The organism is Gordonia ajococcus (assembly GCF_012974285.1).
GTDB classification, from domain to species: domain Bacteria; phylum Actinomycetota; class Actinomycetes; order Mycobacteriales; family Mycobacteriaceae; genus Gordonia; species Gordonia amicalis.
This window is the reverse complement of record NZ_CP052884.1, coordinates 22,518-44,149: the sequence shown is the minus strand read 5'-3', so window position 1 is coordinate 44,149 and position 21,632 is coordinate 22,518. Positions and strand designations below refer to the sequence as shown.

17 protein-coding genes and 1 tRNA gene are annotated in these 21,632 nt (G+C 65.4%); 11 read left to right on the top strand and 7 right to left on the bottom strand.

The window, feature by feature from the left end; translation table 11 throughout:
* Nucleotides 1-67: 67 nt before the first annotated feature.
* The 4 genes from GAA2_RS00190 to GAA2_RS00175 all read right to left on the bottom strand — a co-directional run bounded on the left by GAA2_RS00190 (nucleotide 68) and on the right by GAA2_RS00175 (nucleotide 6,662).
* On the bottom strand, nucleotides 68-3,352 hold the full coding sequence (locus GAA2_RS00190; protein ID WP_248664683.1) for a type I restriction endonuclease subunit R: 3,285 nt from the start codon (nucleotides 3,350-3,352) through the stop codon (nucleotides 68-70).
* 44 nt (nucleotides 3,353-3,396) lie between these two features.
* Nucleotides 3,397-4,653, bottom strand: coding sequence for a restriction endonuclease subunit S (locus GAA2_RS00185; protein ID WP_191834629.1), 1,257 nt, complete (start codon nucleotides 4,651-4,653; stop codon nucleotides 3,397-3,399).
* Nucleotides 4,654-4,664: 11 nt separating this feature from the next.
* Entirely contained in the window at nucleotides 4,665-6,218 is a 1,554-nt protein-coding gene (locus GAA2_RS00180; protein ID WP_248664682.1) for a class I SAM-dependent DNA methyltransferase, read from the bottom strand.
* Nucleotides 6,219-6,576: 358 nt separating this feature from the next.
* Nucleotides 6,577-6,662 (bottom strand) — tRNA-Leu (locus GAA2_RS00175).
* A gap of 276 nt (nucleotides 6,663-6,938) precedes the next feature.
* Here GAA2_RS00175 and GAA2_RS00170 point away from each other — a divergent pair.
* The 7 genes from GAA2_RS00170 to pknB all read left to right on the top strand — a co-directional run bounded on the left by GAA2_RS00170 (nucleotide 6,939) and on the right by pknB (nucleotide 16,800).
* Complete coding sequence (locus tag GAA2_RS00170; RefSeq protein ID WP_262411002.1) at nucleotides 6,939-8,285, top strand: DUF3662 and FHA domain-containing protein; 1,347 nt, start codon at nucleotides 6,939-6,941, stop codon at nucleotides 8,283-8,285.
* A 252-nt stretch (nucleotides 8,286-8,537) separates the two neighbouring features.
* Nucleotides 8,538-9,002: an FHA domain-containing protein gene (locus GAA2_RS00165; protein ID WP_006437475.1), complete on the top strand. Its 465-nt coding sequence runs from the start codon at nucleotides 8,538-8,540 to the stop codon at nucleotides 9,000-9,002.
* Nucleotides 8,999-10,495 carry a PP2C family protein-serine/threonine phosphatase gene (locus tag GAA2_RS00160; protein WP_191834627.1) on the top strand — a complete coding sequence of 499 codons (1,497 nt, stop codon included), beginning with the start codon at nucleotides 8,999-9,001 and terminating at the stop codon, nucleotides 10,493-10,495. Before GAA2_RS00165 ends, GAA2_RS00160 begins: the two co-directional genes overlap by 4 nt.
* Nucleotides 10,492-11,925: an FtsW/RodA/SpoVE family cell cycle protein gene (locus GAA2_RS00155; protein WP_024497913.1), complete on the top strand. Its 1,434-nt coding sequence runs from the start codon at nucleotides 10,492-10,494 to the stop codon at nucleotides 11,923-11,925. Before GAA2_RS00160 ends, GAA2_RS00155 begins: the two co-directional genes overlap by 4 nt.
* Nucleotides 11,922-13,421 (top strand): peptidoglycan D,D-transpeptidase FtsI family protein, encoded by a 1,500-nt coding sequence (locus GAA2_RS00150; protein ID WP_191834626.1) that lies wholly within the window; start codon nucleotides 11,922-11,924, stop codon nucleotides 13,419-13,421. Before GAA2_RS00155 ends, GAA2_RS00150 begins: the two co-directional genes overlap by 4 nt.
* A complete protein-coding gene (locus GAA2_RS00145) occupies nucleotides 13,418-14,779 on the top strand; it encodes a protein kinase domain-containing protein (RefSeq protein ID WP_159404596.1) in 1,362 nt (453 codons plus the stop codon). Before GAA2_RS00150 ends, GAA2_RS00145 begins: the two co-directional genes overlap by 4 nt.
* A gap of 71 nt (nucleotides 14,780-14,850) precedes the next feature.
* Nucleotides 14,851-16,800 (top strand): Stk1 family PASTA domain-containing Ser/Thr kinase, encoded by a 1,950-nt coding sequence (gene pknB, locus GAA2_RS00140; RefSeq protein ID WP_159404597.1) that lies wholly within the window; start codon nucleotides 14,851-14,853, stop codon nucleotides 16,798-16,800.
* A gap of 30 nt (nucleotides 16,801-16,830) precedes the next feature.
* On the opposite strand, the gene GAA2_RS00135 is transcribed toward pknB, so the two are convergent.
* On the bottom strand, nucleotides 16,831-17,490 hold the full coding sequence (locus GAA2_RS00135) for an aminodeoxychorismate/anthranilate synthase component II (protein WP_159404598.1): 660 nt from the start codon (nucleotides 17,488-17,490) through the stop codon (nucleotides 16,831-16,833).
* A gap of 161 nt (nucleotides 17,491-17,651) precedes the next feature.
* Here GAA2_RS00135 and crgA point away from each other — a divergent pair, with 161 nt between their 5' ends.
* The gene (crgA, locus tag GAA2_RS00130; protein ID WP_096272635.1) at nucleotides 17,652-17,942 is read left to right on the top strand and encodes a cell division protein CrgA; all 291 of its coding nucleotides are present in this window, start codon (nucleotides 17,652-17,654) and stop codon (nucleotides 17,940-17,942) included.
* Nucleotides 17,943-18,060: 118 nt separating this feature from the next.
* The gene (locus GAA2_RS00125; RefSeq protein WP_159404599.1) at nucleotides 18,061-18,573 is read left to right on the top strand and encodes a PH domain-containing protein; all 513 of its coding nucleotides are present in this window, start codon (nucleotides 18,061-18,063) and stop codon (nucleotides 18,571-18,573) included.
* Between the two features lie 10 nt (nucleotides 18,574-18,583).
* Here the strand turns inward: GAA2_RS00125 and GAA2_RS00120 are convergent, their stop codons facing one another.
* Nucleotides 18,584-19,297 carry a rhomboid family intramembrane serine protease gene (locus GAA2_RS00120; protein ID WP_159404600.1) on the bottom strand — a complete coding sequence of 238 codons (714 nt, stop codon included), beginning with the start codon at nucleotides 19,295-19,297 and terminating at the stop codon, nucleotides 18,584-18,586.
* A 203-nt stretch (nucleotides 19,298-19,500) separates the two neighbouring features.
* Nucleotides 19,501-20,022, bottom strand: coding sequence for a peptidylprolyl isomerase (locus tag GAA2_RS00115; RefSeq protein ID WP_096272629.1), 522 nt, complete (start codon nucleotides 20,020-20,022; stop codon nucleotides 19,501-19,503).
* Between the two features lie 147 nt (nucleotides 20,023-20,169).
* On the opposite strand from GAA2_RS00115, the gene GAA2_RS00110 reads away from it, so the two are divergent.
* Both GAA2_RS00110 and GAA2_RS00105 read left to right on the top strand, forming a co-directional pair.
* The gene (locus GAA2_RS00110) at nucleotides 20,170-20,349 is read left to right on the top strand and encodes a hypothetical protein (RefSeq protein ID WP_096272627.1); all 180 of its coding nucleotides are present in this window, start codon (nucleotides 20,170-20,172) and stop codon (nucleotides 20,347-20,349) included.
* A 900-nt stretch (nucleotides 20,350-21,249) separates the two neighbouring features.
* Nucleotides 21,250-21,489 (top strand): DUF4190 domain-containing protein, encoded by a 240-nt coding sequence (locus GAA2_RS00105; protein WP_096272625.1) that lies wholly within the window; start codon nucleotides 21,250-21,252, stop codon nucleotides 21,487-21,489.
* The last annotated feature ends 143 nt before the right edge of the window (nucleotides 21,490-21,632 follow it).

Genomic DNA, 21,632 nt, shown 5'->3' with positions numbered 1-21,632 from the left:
TGGACGACCCCCGAGCTCGTCACCGACCCGCCCGGGGACCGAGTCAGGCTCGTAGGATCGGAATTCGTCAGTCCGGGTTTGGGTGACCCTGCAGCTGCTGAGCGACGCGCTCGGCGAAGGCGGGGTCGGCGTGAATGCGTGCCACGACGTCGTCGGCAATCTTGTTCACGTCGATGGGTCCGGAAGGTTCGATCCCTACGGTCTGGTGTAGAAACCCGAAGTCAGTGCGTCTGCTGTACACACTCTCGCCGTCGTCTCCGTATGCACTCAGAACGTGGTCGTAGACGAGCTGAACCTTCTCGCGGAAGATGTCGACGGTGTACGGAGTCTCGGGAAGACCTGCATCGAGGATGCGTCTGATTGTGCTGTTGACGTCATTCATCACGTCGACCTTGCGTCGCCAATCCTGGACGAGCTTCTCGTGAAGGTGCTCTAGCAGCGTCCTTGCACTTGCCTGGACGGTTCTTCTTTCTTCCTCAGTCAGCACGGGATCGGGCTGGGTGAGGAGGTCGAAGATCGCGAGTTCCTCCTCGGTCATGCCTTCGCGTACGGCGCGCTCTTCCTCTGCGGTAAGCGTTTTCGACAGTTCGATCAGGCGACGCAGGTACTCGTCGATGTTCACGCTGCCTGCGTTGTAGTCCGTGATCAGCTGCTCGATCCTCTCGACAAGTTCGTAGCGCGTCGGGTTCCGCAACGCCGCGCCGACCGCTTGCTGTCGAAGAAGCTGAGCCATCCGGTCCGTCTCGGCGCGCTTGCGGCCGGCCAGCTTCGCGGCGAGTCCATCAAAATCTATCTGCGACAGGTCGATTAGCGGGTCGGGCTCGCTTCCTTCGGCTGCCGCGCGGATGACGTACTCCTCGGCACCGACCGAGCGGTCCAGCAGTGCGTCGACAGCATCGGCAACACTTCCGATGTATGGCGTTGGAGGTTTAGTCACTTCGTGGATTCGCTCCGCGAGAACACGAATCGCCGCAACATTGCGCTGCTGTGCGGCGGCTTTCGTGTTCGGAAGGAGTGCCTTGAACAGCCTTCGTACCTGTCTGGCTTTGACGGTGAAGTCGTTGCGGGTCTGCTCATCGACGAGCAGTGCCTCGACGGCGGCATCCCGTTTGGCGACGTGGTCGAAGCCTTCAGCATCGCGAATCACGATCAGATCGACGCCAACGCTGGTGCAGAAGGCGATCAGATCGGCGACGGCAGTGTCGAGTTCGTCGGCGAGGGCGTCGATGATCTCGATCGGCGAGTCCCCTGCGCTGGCTGCGCCGTAGACGGCGAGCGCCTTCTCGAGGTTCCGAAAGACGCCGACGTAGTCGACGATGAGCCCGTTGTCTTTGTTCGGGAAAACCCGGTTGGCGCGGGCGATGGTCTGCATGAGGGTGTGGTTGCGCATCGGCCGATCGAGGTAGATAGTCGACACGCTCGGGGCATCGAAGCCGGTCATCCACATGGCGCACACGAACACCAGTCGCAGCGGGTCGTTTGCGTCTTTGAACTTCTCGGCCAGGTCCTCGCGATTCATCCGTTCGCGGTGAGGTCGAATGTCGAGGTTTTGGTCATCGAGCAGCTTGAGTTCGTTCTGGCTTTGGGAGACGACGACTGCCATGTCGGTGGTCTCCATTAGCTCGATTCTGGACGCCAGCCACGGCCGCTCCAGTTCCGGCAAAGCATTGTGTTGCCGGCGCAAATCATCCAGGTGCTCGGCCCACGCCTGTTTGACCAGATCGTGCATCCGCACCGCCGCGGCTTTGTCCAGGCCGACGTACATGGCCTTGCCGGCAAACCCGCGTCCAACGAAATGGGCAACCAGATCCTTGGCAAGGGTCTTGAGTCGCTCGGGTCGCGTCAACAGCGTGTACTGAGTACCGAACTGGCGAGCCAACGCGCCCTCGGCATCGTCGTCGAGCTCGGCTTCTTCCAACAGTTCGTCGAGCTCGTCGGCGAACTCAGCATTGGTCAGTTGCAGTTCGGGGATGCGGTTTTCGTAATAGAGGGGGACGGTGGCGCCGTCTTGGATGGCGTCGCCGAAGTTGTAGATACTGACATAGTCACCGAATTGCTCACGGGTAGCCTGTTCTTCCCCGGCGATTAGCGGCGTTCCGGTGAAACCCATCATTGAGGCGTTGGGCAACGCGCGGCGCATGTTGAGCGCGAGGGTGTCGTACTGGCTGCGGTGGGCCTCGTCGGTGATCACGATGACGTCCGAGCGGTCCGACAGCACCGGCATCACGCGCTCGCCCCGGCCCTTGGCCGGTTGGAACTTCTGAATCAGCGTGAAGACATAGCGGTGGTCGGCTGCCAGTAGTTCGCGCAGGTGCGCAATGGAGTCGGCGTGGACCCTCGCTTCGGGCGGCATTGCTCCGGCATCGGCGAACTCACCGTGGAGTTGGGTGTCGAGTTCGGCGCGGTCGGTGACCATGACAAAGGTCCACTTGCCAGTTACATGCCGCAACACCTTCTGTGTGAACCACAGCATCGACAGGCTCTTGCCTGAACCCTGGGTATGCCAGAAGACTCCGAGGCGCTTGTCCTTTTCGGCGCGGGCACGGTGCAGATTTTCGATCGCGGCGTTGACGCCGAGGTACTGGTGGGAACGCGCGAGGATCTTGATCAGCCCACCTGGTCGCTCCATGTAGGCAACGAAATTCTCGAACAAGTCCAGTAGAACGGCCGGGGCACAGGTGCCGCGCAGCGCAGTCTCCAGGGCGATCACGCCTCGGGTGCCGAGGGCGTCAATGACTTTCCAGTCGCCGAAGAACGCCCACGGCGCATAGGTCGATCCAACTTTCGCCTCACTCCCGTTCGCGAGCACCACGAAACAGTTGGGAATGAAGAGCTGAGGGATGGTGTCGCGGTAGTCCGTCAAGTTGCCGTCGTAGGCCGACTTGATCGGCTCGCTCGGCGACTTGAACTCGAACAAGACCAGCGGCACACCGTTCACGAAGAGGGCCAGGTCAAGGCGCCTGCTGTGCAGGGGACCTTTCACCCATACCTGCTGGACGGCCAAAAGATCATTATTTGAGGGGTGTTTCAGGTCGAAGTAGCGAAGCGTTTCGATTCGCTTCTCACCGGACTCATCGGCCCACTCAGCTCGGTAACCATCCCGCAGCAAGTCGTAAGCCTCACGGTTGGCGCGTACGCGGTCAACCACCGAACGGTCCTTGGTCAACGCCTCGATTGCTTCGTTGATCGAGAGGTCAGGCACGTCCTCGGCGTTGAGGTTGCGCATCGCCAAGCGCAGGCGGTGGGTGAGGATCACATCGTGCTGGGAGTCACGGCCCAGAGTGCCTTCAGCCCCTAGGGTTTCGTGGAAAGCATCGACGGGAGTCCAGCCGAGATCACCCAGCAACTCCATGCTGGGCTTCTCGACGTAGTCGTACTCTGGACCCCGTGCCAATATCACGCCACCTGATCTCCCACGAGTGCATCCAGGTCGAGGGCGGTCACGTCGATTTGGCTAGTGACCAGCTTCGGCAAGAGCAAATCGCGCAGCGAGGATAAGCGCTGTGCCCCCTGCGTGAGGGCGCGAATCATATCGAGGTTGTCCGCAAGAACTGCATTAGCTGCATCAGCAACCACGTCCGGTGGAACGATCACGGGCACCGCCGCCAACTCGGCTTTCCCCAAAGACTTAAAGATTGCGCCATCGTTACCCATCGTGTCTTCCTCAGCGAACGCTTCGCGAAGGTGCCCCAGCAACAAAGCCTGGCGACCATCCTTCGCCCGAATCGCCGAGAGGCCACGGCCAATAGTGATGTCAGTGTCGGCAATGTTGATGCGACCGACAGGGGCACGGACGCTGATCAAAATGTCACCCGCTGCCGCCGCTCGACCAGCGACGCTGCACCACTTCCTTGTTGACGGGAAGTGCTGGCCGAAGTCGGTTACTCCCTGATGGAACGGCCTGCCAATCCCGTCATCGTTGTAGAACTCAGATTTCGGCGACTGCCCCATCACGATGTTCGCGTGGGCAGCGAGTGGAGAAATCGTCCAACCCTCGGGGATCGGGCCGACTGCGGAGTCGACGAGGGGGACTGTCTCGTGGCCGGGGTAGCGGAACTTCACGAACCACTCGCGGTAGATGGTCCGGGCCATCTCCTCCAGCACTTCCACCCGGCGCCGGTTGTTCTCGATCAGCTCGTCGAAAGCCTCCAGTACAGCGATCAGCGAGTCCTGTATGGGAAGAGGTGGAATCGGTACCGGCATCCTCTCCACGATTCCCGCATTGAGGTTAGGCATCGTCGCACCCACCGCGTGGCCCTCCAGATAGTCGAAGGCCAGCCGGGTATGAAAGAAGAAGCGAAGATAGGCGGGCCTCACGGTCGAAGAAGCACCGGGGTGGACACGCATCGAGCCGGTGCCACAGAAGGCGGGTAGATCATCCGCGAAAACCCATGCCGTCCTGCCCACGTCACCCCGGCGAGCTAGGACAACATCGTTCGCTGTGAGGAGGTGTTGCTTGAGACGATTTGCAGTGCACTCGTCGATTCGCGCGATTGTCGATGTGTCGATGCGGCCGCGAGCCATGTCTTTTGGCATGACGACGGGAATGCCTTCCGGATCGTCGGTGTAGTCACTGCGATGAAGCTGCGATCCGAACGGCCCGGTGCGGATGAACCCACCACCTTCACGGCACAGTTGACCGAGTGTCGTCATCGGCCACTCTTTCATACGTCCAGAATCCCTTGTAGAATCGCATCAACCTTGGCGCGTAGACCGTCGGCCTCATCGCTAAGGCGAGTGAACTCCTCATACAGCGCTTCGAGACTAGCAGCGAACTCCTCGTCATTCTCAGCCACTGCTGCAGAGCCTGTGTACCGACCGGGGTTAAGGCTCCATCCCTGGTCCTCGATCTCGGACCGCGTCGCTACCCTGCAGAGTCCGGCGACATCGACATACTTTCCATCGGGGAAGTTCTCCTTAAGCATCACGTCGCTGCCAGCAACCGTCTCGACCGCCTCGCCTCGGTAGAGCCTGACTACGTTGGCAAGAAACTCGACCTGCTCCGGCATAAAGTCGCGGTGGGCGCGGTCTATTTGTCGGTACGTGTGCCGTGCGTCGAGGAACAGCACGCTGTCTTCGCGTGACGTTCCTGCCTTGGCCTTGTCCAGGAACCAAAGCGTCACCGGAAGAGTCACCGTGTAGAAGAAGTTCGAGCTGATTGCGACCATCACGTCGACGGCCCCAGTCTCGATGATCTGCTTGCGAATAACCTTCTCGGAATACCCCGCGTCTCCGGCCGAGTTCGCCATGACGAATCCCGCTCGACCCTTTGGACCGAGTGCGGCGTAAAATTCCTGTATCCACAAGTAGTTGGCGTTGTCGGACTTGGGGATTCCGAACGGGAATCGCCTGTCGCCCGCTAGCTGATCCTTCTTAACCTTATCGACATTGAATGGCGGGTTGGCCATTACATAGTCGAAGGCACCGACCGCCTTGTGTGGGTCTTCGTAGTAGCTGTTGGCCTGCCGAATGTCGCCGGAGAGACCATGCAGCGCGAGGTTCATCTTGGCCAACGGGACCGTGTCTTCGGTCTTCTCGGTGCCAAAGACAGACAGCTTGCGCGTTGCTGATTCATGATGACGCTCAACGAATTTGGCGCACTGGACGAACATGCCACCTGAGCCACAAGCGGGATCGAAGACGCGGCCCTCGAACGGCTCCAGAATCTCCACAATCAGACGAACGATCGAGTATGGCGTGAAATATTCTCCGCCACCCTTCCCTTCTTGGGCGGCGAAGTTGGAAAGGAAGTCTTCGTAGATAAAGCCGAAGGCGTCGCCTTCGAGCTGGGTGGGTAGTGGCGCGAACAAGCGCAGCAGCTCGATCAAAGTCGACCGTTCCAGCTTCTGGTAGCCACGCGGCAGGATGTCCTTCAGTTCGGGGTTAGCAGCCTCGATTGCCTTGATTGCCTCGTCGACTGCTTTGCCGATGTCGTCGCCCTCTGGCAAGGCGTTGAGGTACGAAAGCCGCGACTCGTCCGGGACATACAACACCGACTTGGCCTTGTAGTCCGCGATCGTGGCGGGGTTGCGGGCGGATGCCTTTGCCTCGACCTCGCCGCGGACGGCCTCGAAGCGGTTCTCCGCGTATGCAAGAAACACCAGGCCGAGGACCGGATTGCGATACTGAACCGGCGTTAACTTCGAGTTGGCTCGCAGTTCGTCAGCGGCGGCCCACAGGGTGTTGCGCACCTTGGCGAGGTCAGTCGTCTTCACCACGTTCCGTTCTTTCAGGGGAGAAACTCCACACCGACTATGCCGCCCGCAATACGAAGCATAAGAAGGCGATGATGCAGTCTCATTTGGTGCACATGTTCGGTGAACAGTGTGAGCCTTCAGCCGTCTCGACGCAGTAGATCCTATCGCCGCAACGGAGGATGGCGTCGGGAACTCGCGGACGATGGCGCAGCGCACCACCAATTGATGGCTGCACGCCTGTCAACCTGCTTCCAGGGACCGATCGCTGGCAAGTCCCCGAATACGACGCCTCAGAGATCAGCTCGATTGACCGTGCATAACAAGAGGTCAGGCCGCATGTCTGCAACCTGACCTCAGTACCGCCTTGAGCTACCGCTCGTGGTGGGCGAAGGGGGACTTGAACCCCCACGTCCCGAAGGACACTGGCACCTGAAGCCAGCGCGTCTGCCATTCCGCCACTCGCCCGTGGCCGCCGGAGTTCCGGCGGGCATGCCGTCGAACTGGGTTCGTCCGGCGACTGGACGACGATAACAGCACCGCGCCCCTACTACAAAACCCGGGTCTCCGCGGGCATTCGCAGCGTCGGTGACCTGCGGCACCGGTGACTGGCCATACCCCTGGGGCAGGTGTTACACACGGTGAACCAGTTGTCGTGGTGGCACAGTTGTCCGGTCTTGTCGCTATCATCAAACAAGGCCATATGCACGGCGACACGCTCGAATGCCGCGGAAGGAGGTCTCGGTGGGGATCCTGCAACGAATTGAACGCAAGCTCGAAGGTGCTGTTGACGACGGCTTTGCGCGAGTTTTCGGTGGTCAGGTGGCCCCGCAGGAGATCGAGAACGGCCTGGCGCGCGAAGCCGAGGAGTCGCTGGAGAACCTCGGCGACGGTACGGTCCTTGCGGCGAACAGCTACACATTGCTGTTGAGTCCGACCGATCACGAGCACATCGCGGCGGAATACGAACTGAACCGCAAGACTTTCTCGAAGCATTTGGAACACTTCATCCATGACAACGGGTGGCAGACCTACGGCAAGGTCGTCGTAGAGTTCGAGCAATCGCCATCTCTACACACCGGGATCTTCCGTGCGCGCGGCACGGTGAACCCGGACGCACGGCCCCGACCGGTGCCGCCGCGTTCGGAGCAACCACACGGCGCGCCACCACCGAAGGCCCCTCGCCCACCGGCCGGTCCCCCGGCCCCGAATCCTCGCCCGGCCGCACAAGCCCTTCCCGCCGACGCCCTCGACCAAGGAGCCCCCAAGATGACTCAGAACCCCGGATACGACCAGCGCAGGGGCGCCGATCCCGCTTACGACCAGCAGGCCTACGAGCAGCAGGGCTACGACCAGCAGGGGTACGGACAGCAGGGCTACGAGCAGTACGGTCAGCAGCCCGGCTACGAGCAGGGGTACGACCAGCAAGGCTACGGTCAGCAGCCCGCCGGCTACGAACAGCAGGGTTACGGCCAGCAGCCCGGCTACGGCCAGCAGGGCTACGGTCAGCAGCCCGGCTACGAGCAGCAGGGTTACGGCCAGCAACCCGGCTACGGCCAGGGCTATGAGCAGCAGGGCTACCAGCAACCGGCCGGCTACGAACAGCAGGGCTACGGACAGCAGCCCGGTTACGGCCAGCCCGGCTACGAACAGCAGGGCTACGGACAGCAGCCCGGCTACGACCAGGGTTACGGCCAGCAGGGCTATTCGCAGCAGGGCTACGGACAGCAGCCGGCCGCCTACGACTACCAGGGCGGCTACGACCAGGGTTACGGCGCGGGACGTCCCGCCGCCGGTTACGCCCCGACGTCGATCACCGTGCTCCTCGAGGACGGCAGCAACCGCACCTTCCAGCTGCACGAGGGTTCCAACGTGATCGGTCGCGGCCAGGACGCGCAGTTCCGTCTGCCCGACACCGGTGTGTCGCGTCGCCACGTGGAGATCCGCTGGGACGGCACCACCGCGATGCTCACCGACCTCAACTCGACCAACGGCACCACCGTCAACGATCTGCAGGTCAACACCTGGGAACTCGCCGACGGCGACCGCATCCGCGTGGGTCACTCCGACATCACCGTCCGGTTCCAGTAGGCCCGGCAACCGCCGACGAACGCCCCGTGGAACGCGGGCGGCGATCGTCGCTGATCGAGGCGATCCGGCGACTGTGCGCGGGCGGTTGATACTGAACTGTCATATGTGAATGAACGGGTTCGGCGGAACTGCCCATAAGATGCACACGGGGTCCGCCGGTTGCGATCGGCAGTCGAGATCGACACCCGCCCGGTACGGCTTGCCGAGTACGACTGAACCGAGATGTGACGGCGCTGGAGGTGAACACACGAGATGCAGGGCTTGGTGCTGCAATTGACCCGTATCGGGTTCCTGCTGTTGCTGTGGTTGTTCGTCTTCGCCGTGATCCGGACTCTTCGTGCCGACATCGCCTCGGCCGGCGGCATGCGCATCCCGCGCTACTCGGGTGGCGCGGACAAGCGTCGACGCAGCGGTGGGGTACGAGGCGCGGCCCGCTACCTCGTCGTCACGCATGGCGCCTTGGCCAACACCCGCATCAGCCTCGGCCAGCAACCGGTGCTGCTCGGCCGCGCCGACGACTCGACTCTCGTCCTCACCGACGACTACGCCTCGGAACGTCACGCACGTCTCTCCAGACGGGGTGACGACTGGTATGTCGAAGACCTCGGTTCCACCAACGGCACCTATCTCGACCGGTCCAAGGTGACGACTGCCGCGAAGGTCCCGCTGAACACGCCGATCCGCATCGGCAAGACCGTGATCGAGTTGCGCCCGTGACACTTGTGTTGCGTTACATCGCGCGCAGCGACCGCGGTCTCGTCCGGTCCAACAACGAGGACTCCTTCTACGCCGGTCCGCGCCTGCTCGCGCTCGCCGACGGGATGGGCGGACACGCGGCCGGCGAGGTCGCCAGTCAGCTCGTCATCCGTGCCCTGTCCGAACTCGACGAGGACGAGCCCGGCGGCGATCTGCTGAGCCAGCTCGACCGCGCCACACGCGCGGGCAACGAGGCCATCGCCGCGCAGGTCCACGAGGCGCCCGAGCTCGACGGCATGGGCACCACGCTCACCGCCATCCTCTTCGCCGGCAGCCGAATCGGACTGTGCCACATCGGCGATTCACGCGGCTACATGTACCGCGACGGTGTACTCAACCAGATCACCCGCGACGACACCTTCGTGCAGACACTCGTCGACGAAGGCCGGATCACCGCCGAGCAGGCACACACGCACCCGCAACGGTCGCTGATCATGCGGGCGCTGACCGGCAGCGAGGTCGAACCCACACTCACCATGCGCGAGGCCCGCGCCGGCGACCGGTACATGCTCTGCAGCGACGGGCTGTCCGACGTCGTGAGCGAGGAGACCCTCGCCGAAACCCTCGGCTCGATCGCGGATCCGAAGGAGTGCGCCGACCGCTTGATCGAACTCGCTCTGCGCGGTGGCGGCCCGGACAACGTGACCGTCGTCCTCGCCGACGTCGTCGACACCGAGTACGGCGACTCTCGCCCGATCGTCGGCGGAGCCGCCGGCGGCCACGAGGAGCACTACACCCCCGATCCCGCGACCGCTGCCGGGCGCGCCGCCGCGCTGCGTCCGCCGGCCGCCCAGCCGCAGCGCCCGACGGTCCTGACCGAGGACGACGCGCCGCCGAAGCACAAGAGCACGTGGCGTCGGTGGCTTGCCGTCGGTGTCGCAGTCGCGGTCGTAGTCGCACTGGTCGCCGGATTCTTCGCCGTCCGCGCGGTCGTGCAGAGAAACTACTACGTGGCCGCCGACTCCGGCGGGGACGTCGTGATCCATCAGGGTTCGCCGGCCGACTTCCTCTTCGTGTCGATGAGCGAACCCGTGACACGGGTGTGCGTCGAGAATCTCGACCAGGAGAAACCCACCTACACCTTCATCCCGTACGACGACACCTGCAAGATCTCGCTCAACGTCGACGATCTCGTGTCCGGACCGGCCCAGTCGGTGAAGAACGTGATGATCCGCGACCGCAGCGCCGAGGAGATCGAGGGCGTGGTGACCAAGGAGCTCACCTTCCGCTGCGACAATGCTCCGTCGTCGACTCCTCCGCCTCCGCCGTCCACGCCGATCCCGCCCCCGGCCTCGAGCGCACCGCCCGCTCCCCGTGCCTCCGCGAACCCGTCCGGCATCCCTCAGAGAGGTGCCACCGAGTCGGTGGCCCCGCCCGCACCGGGCGCTGCACCCACCGAGAAGCCCGCACCTCCACAGGACGCCGGTACCAGCTGCCGGCAGCAGGTGAGATGACTCAAGCCGCGCCCACCCCGCATGCCCCGCCTCGCGAGCCCGCGACGAGTACCGGCCGCAACGCCGAGCTACTCCTGCTGGTGTTCGCCATCGGTCTCGTGACAGTGGCCCTTCTCGTCGTCCAAGCCGCCCAGGGCCAGAACCTGACGTGGGACATCGTCAAGTACGTCGCCGCGTACACGGCGCTGTTCGGGATCGCCCACCTGGTCGTACGACGCTATGCGCCGCACGCGGACCCGATCCTGCTCCCCGTCGTCGCCGTGCTCAACGGGCTGGGTCTGGTGCTGATCCACCGCCTCGACCTCGGGTCCGGCAACACCGGTGAGTCGATCAACCCGACCGAGTCGACCAACAACGCCGACCAGCAGTTGCTGTGGGCCGGTCTGGGCATCATCGCGTTCTCGGCGGTGCTGATCCTCATCCGGGATCACCGCACCCTGTCGCGGTACGCCTACACCCTCGGCCTCGGCGGACTGATCTTCCTGATCATCCCGGCGATCCTGCCGAGCGCGTTCTCGGAGATCAACGGCTCCAAGAACTGGATCATCACGCCGTTCTTCTCGATCCAGCCGAGCGAGTTCTCGAAGATCCTGATCATCATCTTCGCCGCGGCGGTCCTGGTGTCGAAGCGCGACCTGTTCATCACCGCGGGCCCGCACGTCCTCGGCGTCGACCTCCCCCGCGCCCGCGACCTCGGCCCACTGATCGCCGCCTGGGCCATCGCCATCGCGGTGATGGTGGTCCAGAAGGACCTCGGCACGTCGCTGCTGATCTTCGCGACCATCCTGACGATGCTCTACGTGGCCACGTCCCGGGTCGAATGGCTGGTCCTCGGCATCGGTCTGTTCGCCATCGGCGCCGTGCTGGCGTGGTCGATCTTCTCCCATCTGCAGACGCGTGTCTCGGTGTGGCTCAACCCCTTCGAGGACTTCGACGGCTCGGGCTACCAGATCGGTCAGAGCCTGTTCGGCTTGGCCACGGGCGGTCTGTTCGGCACCGGCCTCGGTTCCGGACGACCCAACATCGTGCCGTTCGCCAACACCGACTTCATCATCTCGACCATCGGTGAGGAACTCGGGCTCGCCGGGCTCACCGCGATCCTGCTGCTCTACATGGTGTTCATCCATCGCGGCCTGCGCACCGGCATCGCCGTCCGGGACAGCTTCGGCAAGCTTCTCGCGACAGGCCTGGCGTTCACCATCGCCATGCAGATCTTCGTCGTGGTCGGTGGCGTCACCAAGCTCATCCCGCTGACCGGCCTGACGACGCCGTTCCTGTCCTACGGCGGATCGTCGCTGCTGGCCAACTACATCCTCGTCGCGCTGCTCATCCGGATCTCCAACGCCGCCCGCGAACCCGATCCGGTCAAGAAACGTCCGGCGGCCAAGCCGGTGGACGCGCTGCCCACCCAGGTGGTGAAGCGCCGATGAACAAGCCGATCCGGAACGTGTCGATCGCGGTGATCGTGATGATCGTCGCGCTGCTCGCCAACGCCACCTACGTCCAGGTGTTCAAGGCCGACGCCCTGAAGACCGACCCGCGCAACAACCGGGTGCTGCTCGACGAGTACTCGCGCCAGCGCGGCCTGATCACCACCGCCGACGGCACCGTGATCGCCCTGTCGGTGCCCATCGACAGCCGCCTGAAGTTCCTGCGTCAGTACCCGCGGGAAGGCGCCGAGGCATTCGCGCCGGTCACCGGCTACTACTCGTTCCAGTACCTGGCGAGCCAGATCGAGCACTACGAGAATTCCATCCTCAACGGATCCGACGACCGGCTCTTCGGCCAGCGGTTCATGGACATGTTCTCCGGCCGCGACCCGCGTGGCGGGAACGTCGTCACGACGATCAACCCGAAGGTCCAGCAAGCCGCGTACCGCGCCATGCTCAACGGGCCGTGCGACGGACCGTGCCGCGGCGCGGTGGTGGCGCTCCAGCCCAACACCGGCAAGATCCTGGCGATGGTCTCGACCCCGAGCTACGACCCCAACAAACTCGCCAGCCACGACCAGGAAGTTCGTGAGAGCAGCTGGGAGGCGTGGAACCGTCCCGGCGACACCGCTCAGCCGATGCTGAACCGCGCAATCAACCAGCTGTATCCGCCCGGATCGACCTTCAAGGTCGTCACCTCGGCGGCCGCGCTCCGCGACAACATCACCCCGGGCATCCGCCTCACCGCGTCACCGAGTTTCCCGCTGCCGGGCACAAACGTGTCCCTGCCGAACTACGGCGGACAGGCCTGCCCGGGGTCCTCGGGCGGAACCGTGTCGCTGGAGACGGCGTTCAAGTACTCGTGCAACACCGCGTTCGCCGAACTGGTGACGGAGAAGATGTCGGACGCGATCCCCAAGTTCACCGAGACCGCGAGCCTGTTCGGCCTCGATCAACCCGGCCCGGACATCCCGATCCCCGTCGCCGACTCGACCGTGGGTCAGATCCCGTCTCTCGACGTTCTCGCACAGGCATCCATCGGACAGCGGGATGTACGGCTCACGCCGCTGCAGAACGCCATGATCGCGGCGACCGTCGCCAACGGAGGGGTGCGTATGCAGCCGTACCTGGTCGATAAGCTCCAATCGGCGGATCTGCGAACCTTGCAGACCACACCGCCGAACACCGCCAACAAACCGATCACACCGGAGCAGGCGGCCGAGCTGACATCGATGATGATCGAGTCCGAGCGCTCCACCGCGGGCGCCGGCGGACCGGTGTCCATCGCGTCGAAGACCGGCACCGCCGAGAGCGGTTCGAGCACCGAGACACCGTACGCCTGGTACATCGCGTTCGGACCGTCGTCGAATGCACAGATTGCCGTGGCCGTCGTGGTGGAGAATGGACAATTCGGTGCGGACTCGGTCGGCGGGACCGTCGCCGCACCGATCGGACGAGAAGTGATCAACTCACTGGTGGGAGGTGGCAGTCGATGACCCTGCAGAACGGCACCACCATCGGTGATCGTTACCGGCTCATCCGTCTGATCGCGACGGGCGGCATGGGCCAGGTGTGGGAAGCCCTCGACACACGCCTGAACCGTCGTGTCGCGGTGAAGGTCCTCAAGGCGGAGTACACGAGCGACCCGGAGTTCATCGCGCGGTTCCGCGCGGAGGCGCAGACGACCGCGAAACTCAACAACCCGGGCATCGCCAACGTCTTCGATTACGGCGAGACACCGGATTACAACGGTGGCGACCCGCTGGCCTATCTGGTGATGGAACTGGTCGACGGTGAGCCGCTGAACTCGGTGATCTCGCGTCTCGGCCGGCTGTCGCTGACCAACACGCTCGACATGCTCGAACAGACCGGCCGTGCCCTGCAGGCCGCGCACAGTCAGGGTCTGGTGCACCGCGACGTCAAGCCGGGCAACATCCTGATCACTCCCACCGGCCAGGTGAAGATCACCGACTTCGGTATCGCCAAGGCCGTCGACTCCGCCCCGGTCACCAAGACCGGGATGGTCATGGGCACCGCGCAGTACATCTCTCCCGAGCAGGCCACCGGCGACGAGGCGACGGCCGCGTCCGACGTGTACTCGCTCGGCGTCGTCGGCTACGAGGCCCTCACCGGCCGGCGCCCGTTCCTCGGCGACGGTGCGATCACCGTGGCGATGAAACACATCCGCGAATCACCGCCGCCACTGCCGTCCAACCTGCCCTCGGGTGTCCGTGAGCTCATCGAGATCACGATGGCCAAGGATCCACGCCAGCGTTACGCCAACGGTGGCGAGTTCGCCGACGCGGTGGCCGCCGTCCGCGCGGGTCGCCGACCCCCGCGGCCGGGTGCCGTCGCCGGCGCGGCAGCGGGTGCTGCCGGGGCCGCGGCGCTGGGGGCCGCCGTCGCGACACGCGCCACGACGTCGCCGGGCACCGCTTCGCGTCCCGTCACACCGCGTCCGACGTCCCGGACGGCGGTCGCGCCGCCACCGGACAACAGCTGGACGACCGGCCAGAAGGTCCTCGCCGGTGTGGCCGCCGCGCTGCTGGTCGGTGCGATCGGCCTGATCGGCTTCTACCTGGTCAGCAGCGGTGGCAGCGATGCCGCACCGCCGGCCCCGTCCACCTCCTCGACAGTCACCCAGACCACCACTGTGGCCCCGACCGAGGAACCGACGGAGACCACGACCACGCGGCGCCCGACCCGCACCACCACGCGGGAGGAGACGACCACCAGCGAACAGACGACGGAGACGACGACACCGGCTCCGCCGACGACCACCGAGGACACGACGGACACCGGTGCCGCCACCGGTACCCCGTGCTTCCCCGGCGTGCCGTTCCCGCTGTGCTAGACCCCCGCGCCATGCTGACATCACGTCCGACCACCACACCGAGCTGAGATCCGAGGCTGACCCCGAGGCAGATGACGACACCACACCACCTCTCCGACCGCTACGAACTCGGCGAAACGCTGGGTTTCGGTGGCATGTCCGAGGTGCACTATGCCCGGGATCTGGTGTTGCACCGGGACGTGGCGATCAAGGTGCTGCGCGCCGACCTCGCGCGTGATCCGTCGTTCTACCTCCGGTTCCGGCGGGAGGCCCAGAACGCGGCGAAGCTGAATCACCCGACGATCGTCCAGGTCTTCGACACCGGTGAGGCCGAGACCGAGGACGGTCCGCTGCCGTTCATCGTGATGGAGTACGTCGACGGCGACACCCTGCGTGACGTGTTGCGCGCCAACGGTCCGATCGCACCGCGGCAGGCGATGACGTGGATGGCCGACGTCGCGGCCGCGATGGACTTCTCACACCGCAACGGCATCGTGCACCGCGACATGAAGCCGGCGAACGTGATGATCGACAAGTCCGGCGCGGTGAAGGTGATGGACTTCGGCATCGCCCGCGCGATGAGCGACTCGACGTCGACCATGACGCAGACGTCCGCGGTGATGGGCACCGCCCAGTACCTGTCGCCGGAGCAGGCCCGCGGCATCAAGGTCGACCCGCGCAGCGACATCTACTCGATGGGTTGTGTGCTCTTCGAATTGCTCACCGGAGAACCGCCGTTCACCGGTGACTCACCCGTCGCGGTCGCCCACCAGCACGTGCACGAGGACCCGCCGTGGCCGTCGCACGTGCGCCCCGACATCCCGCGTGAGCTCGACTCCGTCGTGCTCAAGGCGATGAGCAAGAACAAGGAGAACCGGTATCAGTCGGCCGCGGATCTGCGCGCCGACCTGATCCGGGTGCTCGCCGGCGGCAAGCCGTCGGCGCCGATGCTGCTCACCGACGAGGAGCGCACCGAGTTCATCGACACCGGGCCGCGACGCCCCACCCGGTCGGAGACGACCGGGCCCCGGCGCGCCGTCCCCGCGCGGGCCGGCGGCAACCATCGACGAGACGACGCATACCGGGACGACGCCGACGACGAGCCGCCACGCCGAAGGTCACGCCGGCTGATGGCCGGCGCGATGGCCGCAGTGGTGCTGCTCGTCGGAACGCTGTTCCTCTGGTCCCCGTGGAGTTCGGGGTCCGATCCCGAGGTCACCGTGCCCGCAGTCGCCGGACTCAGTTCCGACGACGCCCGGTCCTCCCTCGAACGCGCCGGTTTCGAGGTGCGGGTCCTCGAGGAACCCAGCCTCGACGTCGGGCCCGGACTGGCCACCAGGTCGACGCCGGGCGAAGGGGTCCTGGCGGCCGAGGGATCCGAGGTCGCGCTGTACATCTCGACCGGTCCACAACGGCACCGGATACCGTCTGACCTGGTCGGGAAGACCCCGTCGGAGGCGCAGGACGCCCTCAAGGTGCTCGGGTTCACCAACGTCAGGACCGAACGTGTCGACTCGACGATCGACATGAAGGACAAGGTCGTCTCGACCGCACCGAAGATCGGCACCGAGGTGCCGGTGAACGGCGCGGTGGTCCTCAACGTGGGCAACGGCCCCAAGGAGATCACCGTCCGCGACGTCGTCGGCATGCCGGCGGACCGCGCCCGCGCGGTCCTCGAAGAGCTCGGTATGACGGTCGAGGTGATCGCGGTCGACTCGGAACAGCCCGCGGGCGAGGTCATCTCCACCTCTCCCGGGCCCGGTTCGACGGCCGAGCAGGGCAGCACGGTGCAGCTCTCGGTGTCCCGTGGCAACCTGTTCACCGTGCCGAACCTGCGGGGCAAGACGCCCGTCGAGGCCCAGGCATCCCTCGAGCAGGCCGGGTGGGAACGGTCGACGCTGACGCGTCAGACGCGCAACGTGCCACTGAACAGTCCCGACAGCGGACGGGTCATCGGGCAGGACCCCCCGGTGGGATCGAAGGCGCGCAAGAACGGCGCGATCACCATCGTCGTCGGTCAGGCCAGCCTGCTGCCGAACTGACGGACGCCCGGTCGGCAGGGTCGGATCACGTCAGCCGACCGCGCTGGCCATCTCCGCTTCGAGCGCCGCGACACGTGCCTCGTCGACCTCGATTCCGCAGATCTCGAGCCAGTTGGCGAGCATCCGGTGCCCGCCCTGGGTCAGAACGCTCTCGGGGTGGAATTGCACCCCGTGGATCGGCAGCTCGCGGTGGGCCATCGCCATCACGATGCCGGACTCGGTGCGTCCGGTGACGACGAGCTCGTCGGGGATCGTCTCGGGCAAGACGGTCAGCGAGTGGTAGCGGGTGGCGGTGAACGGATCCGGCAGGCCGGCGAGCACACCCTTGTCGTCGTGGAAAACCAGCGAGGTCTTTCCGTGCAGCAGTTCCGGAGCTCGGTCGACGGTCCCGCCGAAGGCAGCGCCGATCGCCTGGTGCCCCAAGCACACGCCCAGCAGGGGGAGTTCCTCGGCAGCGGCCACCTCGACCATCGGCATCGTCGCACCGGCACGCTGCGGGGTGCCCGGTCCCGGGCTCAGCAGCACTCCGTCGAATCCGGCGACCGCCTCACGCAGATGTTCGGCGTCGAACGGGGTCAGACGCGGGTCGTCGTTGCGCCACACGACGGCCTCGACACCGAGCTGACCCAGGTATTGGACCAGGTTGTAGACGAAGCTGTCGTAGTTGTCGATGACCAGGATGCGGCTCACGGACAAAAGGCTACCGCCGAAAGCGGGTACCGCCGTCAGCGACCTGGTGAGATACCGTAGAAGTCGAGTGTTTCCGACCCCGGACCGCTCGTCGCCACGACGTTCGGGACGCCAGGGCACGCATACGACCGCTGCCGCGGTACAGCACAACAGAGGATGTCATGCCGAAGTCAAAAGTCCGGAAGAAGACCGACTACACGATCAACACCGCGAGCAGGACGCCGGTCAAGGTCAAGGCCGGCGCTTCGAGCACCATCTACGTGAGCGTGATGCTCGGCCTGATGCTCTTGGGGCTGGCCTGGCTCGTCGTCTACTACCTCGCCGCCACCCCCACCGCGTACGGCGGCGAGGGTCAGGTCCTCCACTGGATGGCGCAGCTCAACTCCTGGAACTTCCTCATCGGGTTCTCGCTCATGGTGGCCGGCCTGTTGATGACCATGCGGTGGCGCTGATCGCATTGCCGCTCATGTGCCGGACGAATCGCTCTGAACTGCGGAAACACATGTGTGTAAGTTGTCCACAGTGTGGAAATAACATGTGTGTAAGTTCTCCCCACTGTGAGTAACTCCTGTGGATAACTCTGGCGACTCATCCACACACGCATGGTCGACGCCCGTCGGCGCGGGAGTCGCGGGCTGCCTCGGAGGAGTGATCCTGCTCGGCGGCGCGGTTCTGGTGTCCAACGACCCGGGCGGCTCCGTGCTCATGGGAATCGCCGGCATCCTGCTGGTCGGCCTGGGTGTCTACACGCTGGTCGTCCGGCCGCGCCTCGAACTCACCGCCGGATACCCGGCCACGCTGACCGTCCGCGGTCTGACCGGGCGACGCAGCTACACGCCCGACCGCGTCGAGCGCATCCGGCTGTTGTCGATGCGCCGCGTCGGGCGTCGGGTGGGACAGCTCGAGATCGACGTCCTCGACGACGACGCCGAACCCGTCCGCCCGAATGACGGAACCGGGAGAGACGGACCCCGGGACGACACCCGGTTGCTGGTCTTCAGCCGATGGGATCTCGGCACCGACCTCATCTCGGTCGTCGACGAACTCCGCGCTGCGGGATTCCACGTCGACGACGACAGATGACGTGTGAACGTCAGCGGATGTAGGTCAGCCCGTCGTAGGTGACGCCCCCGGCGATCCCCAGGCCGAGCGCGACGACGAAGAGCACGCCGAGCGCGATCCAGCCGACCCGGCCGGTCGCCTGCGGGGTCCGGCGCCCCTCGGGCAGGACCAGTCCCGGGAGATACACGACGGCTGCGGTGGCCGCGGAACCGAAGGCGAGACCGCCGAGGTGCCCCAGGACGGAGATCCCGGGCAGCGAGAACGACAGGACCACGTTGAACCCGATGATCAACAGCACCGGCACCGGCGAGACCCGCGCCTTGAGGATGATCACCAGCATCGCGCCCATGAGGCCGTAGATGGCGCCCGAGGCGCCCGCGGTCAGGGCGCGGTCGTTCTCGAAGAGCATGACGGCGGCGCTGCCGCCCAACAGGGCGATCAGATACACCGCGAGGTAGCGGGCCATGCCGAGCGCGAGCTCCAGGTCACGGCCCAGGATGTAGAGCGAGAGCATGTTGACGGCCACATGCATCACGCTGAAATGCAGGAAGCCGGACGTCAGCAGTCGCCAGTACTCGCCGGCGGCGACGTCGCTCTTGAGCAGATCTCCGGAACTGAAGATCGTGGCGGCCCCGGGGTCGCCGAAGCCTCCCTGCACCGCGCACAGGAGGAAGACCAGGATGTTGATCCCGATCAGGGTGTAGGTGACGTAGGGCTTGCCCTCGGACAGCCGGGTCCTGGCCATCCTCCGGATCCCGCGGTCGCCGAAGGCCGGCGTCTGCTGGATGCCGTCACCTCGAAGACATTCGAGACAATGCTGGCCGACCGACGCCGGTCGAAGACACTCCGGACACGCCGGCCGCCCACACCGGCTGCAGGACAGGCCGGTGGGACGGTCGGGATGCCGGTAGCACACCGCCCGCTGGGGGGCGGTGTGTTCCGGAGTGGTCAGTTGACCTCGATCTTCTCGATGACGACGGCGTCGAGCGGACGATCCTGACGATCGGTCGACGTGGTCGCGATGGCGTCGACGACCTGCTGCGACGCGGGGTCGGTGACCTCGCCGAAGATGCTGTGGCGACGGTTGAGGTGCGGGGTCGGGCCGACGGTGATGAAGAACTGCGAGCCGTTGGTGCCCGGACCGGCGTTCGCCATGGCCAGCAGGTACGGACGGTCGAACTGCAGCTCGGGGTGGAACTCGTCGCCGAACTGGTAGCCGGGGCCGCCCATGCCGGTGCCGGTCGGGTCGCCGCCCTGGATCATGAATCCGGCGATCACGCGGTGGAACACCGAGCCGTCGTAGAACGGGCCGGAGTTGCCGCCGGACGCGTTCGGCTTGCTGTATTCCTTGCTTCCCTCGGCCAGGCCGACGAAGTTCTCGACGGTCTTCGGCGCGTGGTTCGGGAACAGGTCGACCTTGATGTCGCCGCGGTTGGTGTGGATGACTGCGGAGGTTTTCTGAGTGGTCACCCCACCATCCAACCACTTGTGGCCTTTCGGGTGGTCGGGAGATGGCTCTCAAATGCATGGATCCGATTCCGCAGACGTGGTCGGCGCGCGCAGGGTCACACGATCCGAGGTGGCATCGGCGGCCGTCCGGCTGGCACTCTGGTCGACATGCCGAAGAACTACCTCGTCGTCGCGGTGACCGTGCTCGCAGCGGCGCTCATCGCAGGTGCCGGCGCGGTCATCCTGCGTCGTACGCGCCAGGATCCGCCGCCGGTCTCCCCGACTGTTCCCCGCGTCGAAGAGGTCCGTCAGGCCCTCGTGGAGAGCACGGAATCACAGGCCTCGTGACGACACCGCCGACGGTCGATCCGGGCGTCGGCGGCGTCCACGGGTAATTTGAAACACGTGACCTCAGACGACGAGCGCTCTACGACCACGCCCGCCTCCCCCGGTGGCGCGTCCGAGCGGGCACGCGAGCTGTGGTCGATGTCCGACGACGCGAGGCCTCGCGACCCGGAACCGACCCGTTCCGGTCCGAGCGGCGCCGGCCCGGTGCCCACCGGCGGATCCCATGGCACCGCCCCCTGGGAGCGTGTTCCGAGCGCACCCATCAGTGCACCCTCCCCGCCCCGCGGTCGTGACCTGACCGAACCGAACCGTCCCGGGCCCGGCGGATCCTTCCCACCCGCATCGGGTGGCCCGACGCCCGGTGGTCCCACATCTGCCCAGCGTCCCGGTCCGCCTCCCGGCAGTCCCCGTCCCTCGGGCGGACCCGGCGGGCACGGCGGTCCGCGTCCGCAACCGCCCGGCACGAACGGTCCCCGCCCCGGCGGTGACCCGGGTCCTCCCCCACGTCCGGCCGGCGCGTACACGACCGGGCCCCGTCCGCGGCCGGTTCCGGGTGATCCGCAGGGCAATCCCCGTCCGATGCCCCCTGGCGCCCGGCCCCCGGCCGGACACCACCCGCCGCCCGGAGCCCCCCTCCAGTCGCCCATTCCTGGTGCGCCGCAAGGTAATTCGTCGCAAGTTGATCCCTCGCAACGCACCGGTGCACCACGTCCGGACGCGCTCGGTGCCCGTCCGGGACCGCCACTGTCTCGTCCGGAACTGTCTCGTCCGGAACCGTCTCGTCCGCGCCCGGAGCTCGACGGCGAGACGTCCGACTCAGACGACCGCACGGTCTTCGCGCCGGTCTCCCAGGCCTACTCAGCAAACAATCCAGCACTCGAGGACGATCCGGAGGACAACGTGGCTCCCCAGTCCGGCCCACGCCTCAATCGCACGGCCGTGTGGGCCCTGGTCCTCTCCGGGCTGGGCATCACCTTCGTGATCGGTCTCGTACTCGGCTACCGCGCGCGGGCCCAGATCCGTCGCACCCGGGAGGCCGGACTGCCGTTTGCGAACGTCGCGATCTGGTTGGGCTGGGCCTACCTCGGCGTGCTGGTGTTCGGGTTGCTCGTCTACGGCTGGATCCTGTTCGTCGCCTGATGCGATTCTGCGCGGCTCTATGACATCGGTCTCAGCGGAAACGGGCGAATCGCCTTCCTCGAGATCGCGGATCGGCACCGAATTGTGCGCCGTTTCGGTAGGAAGATCTGATAGCGGAAAAGAGGCTCCATCCAGCGTGTTCC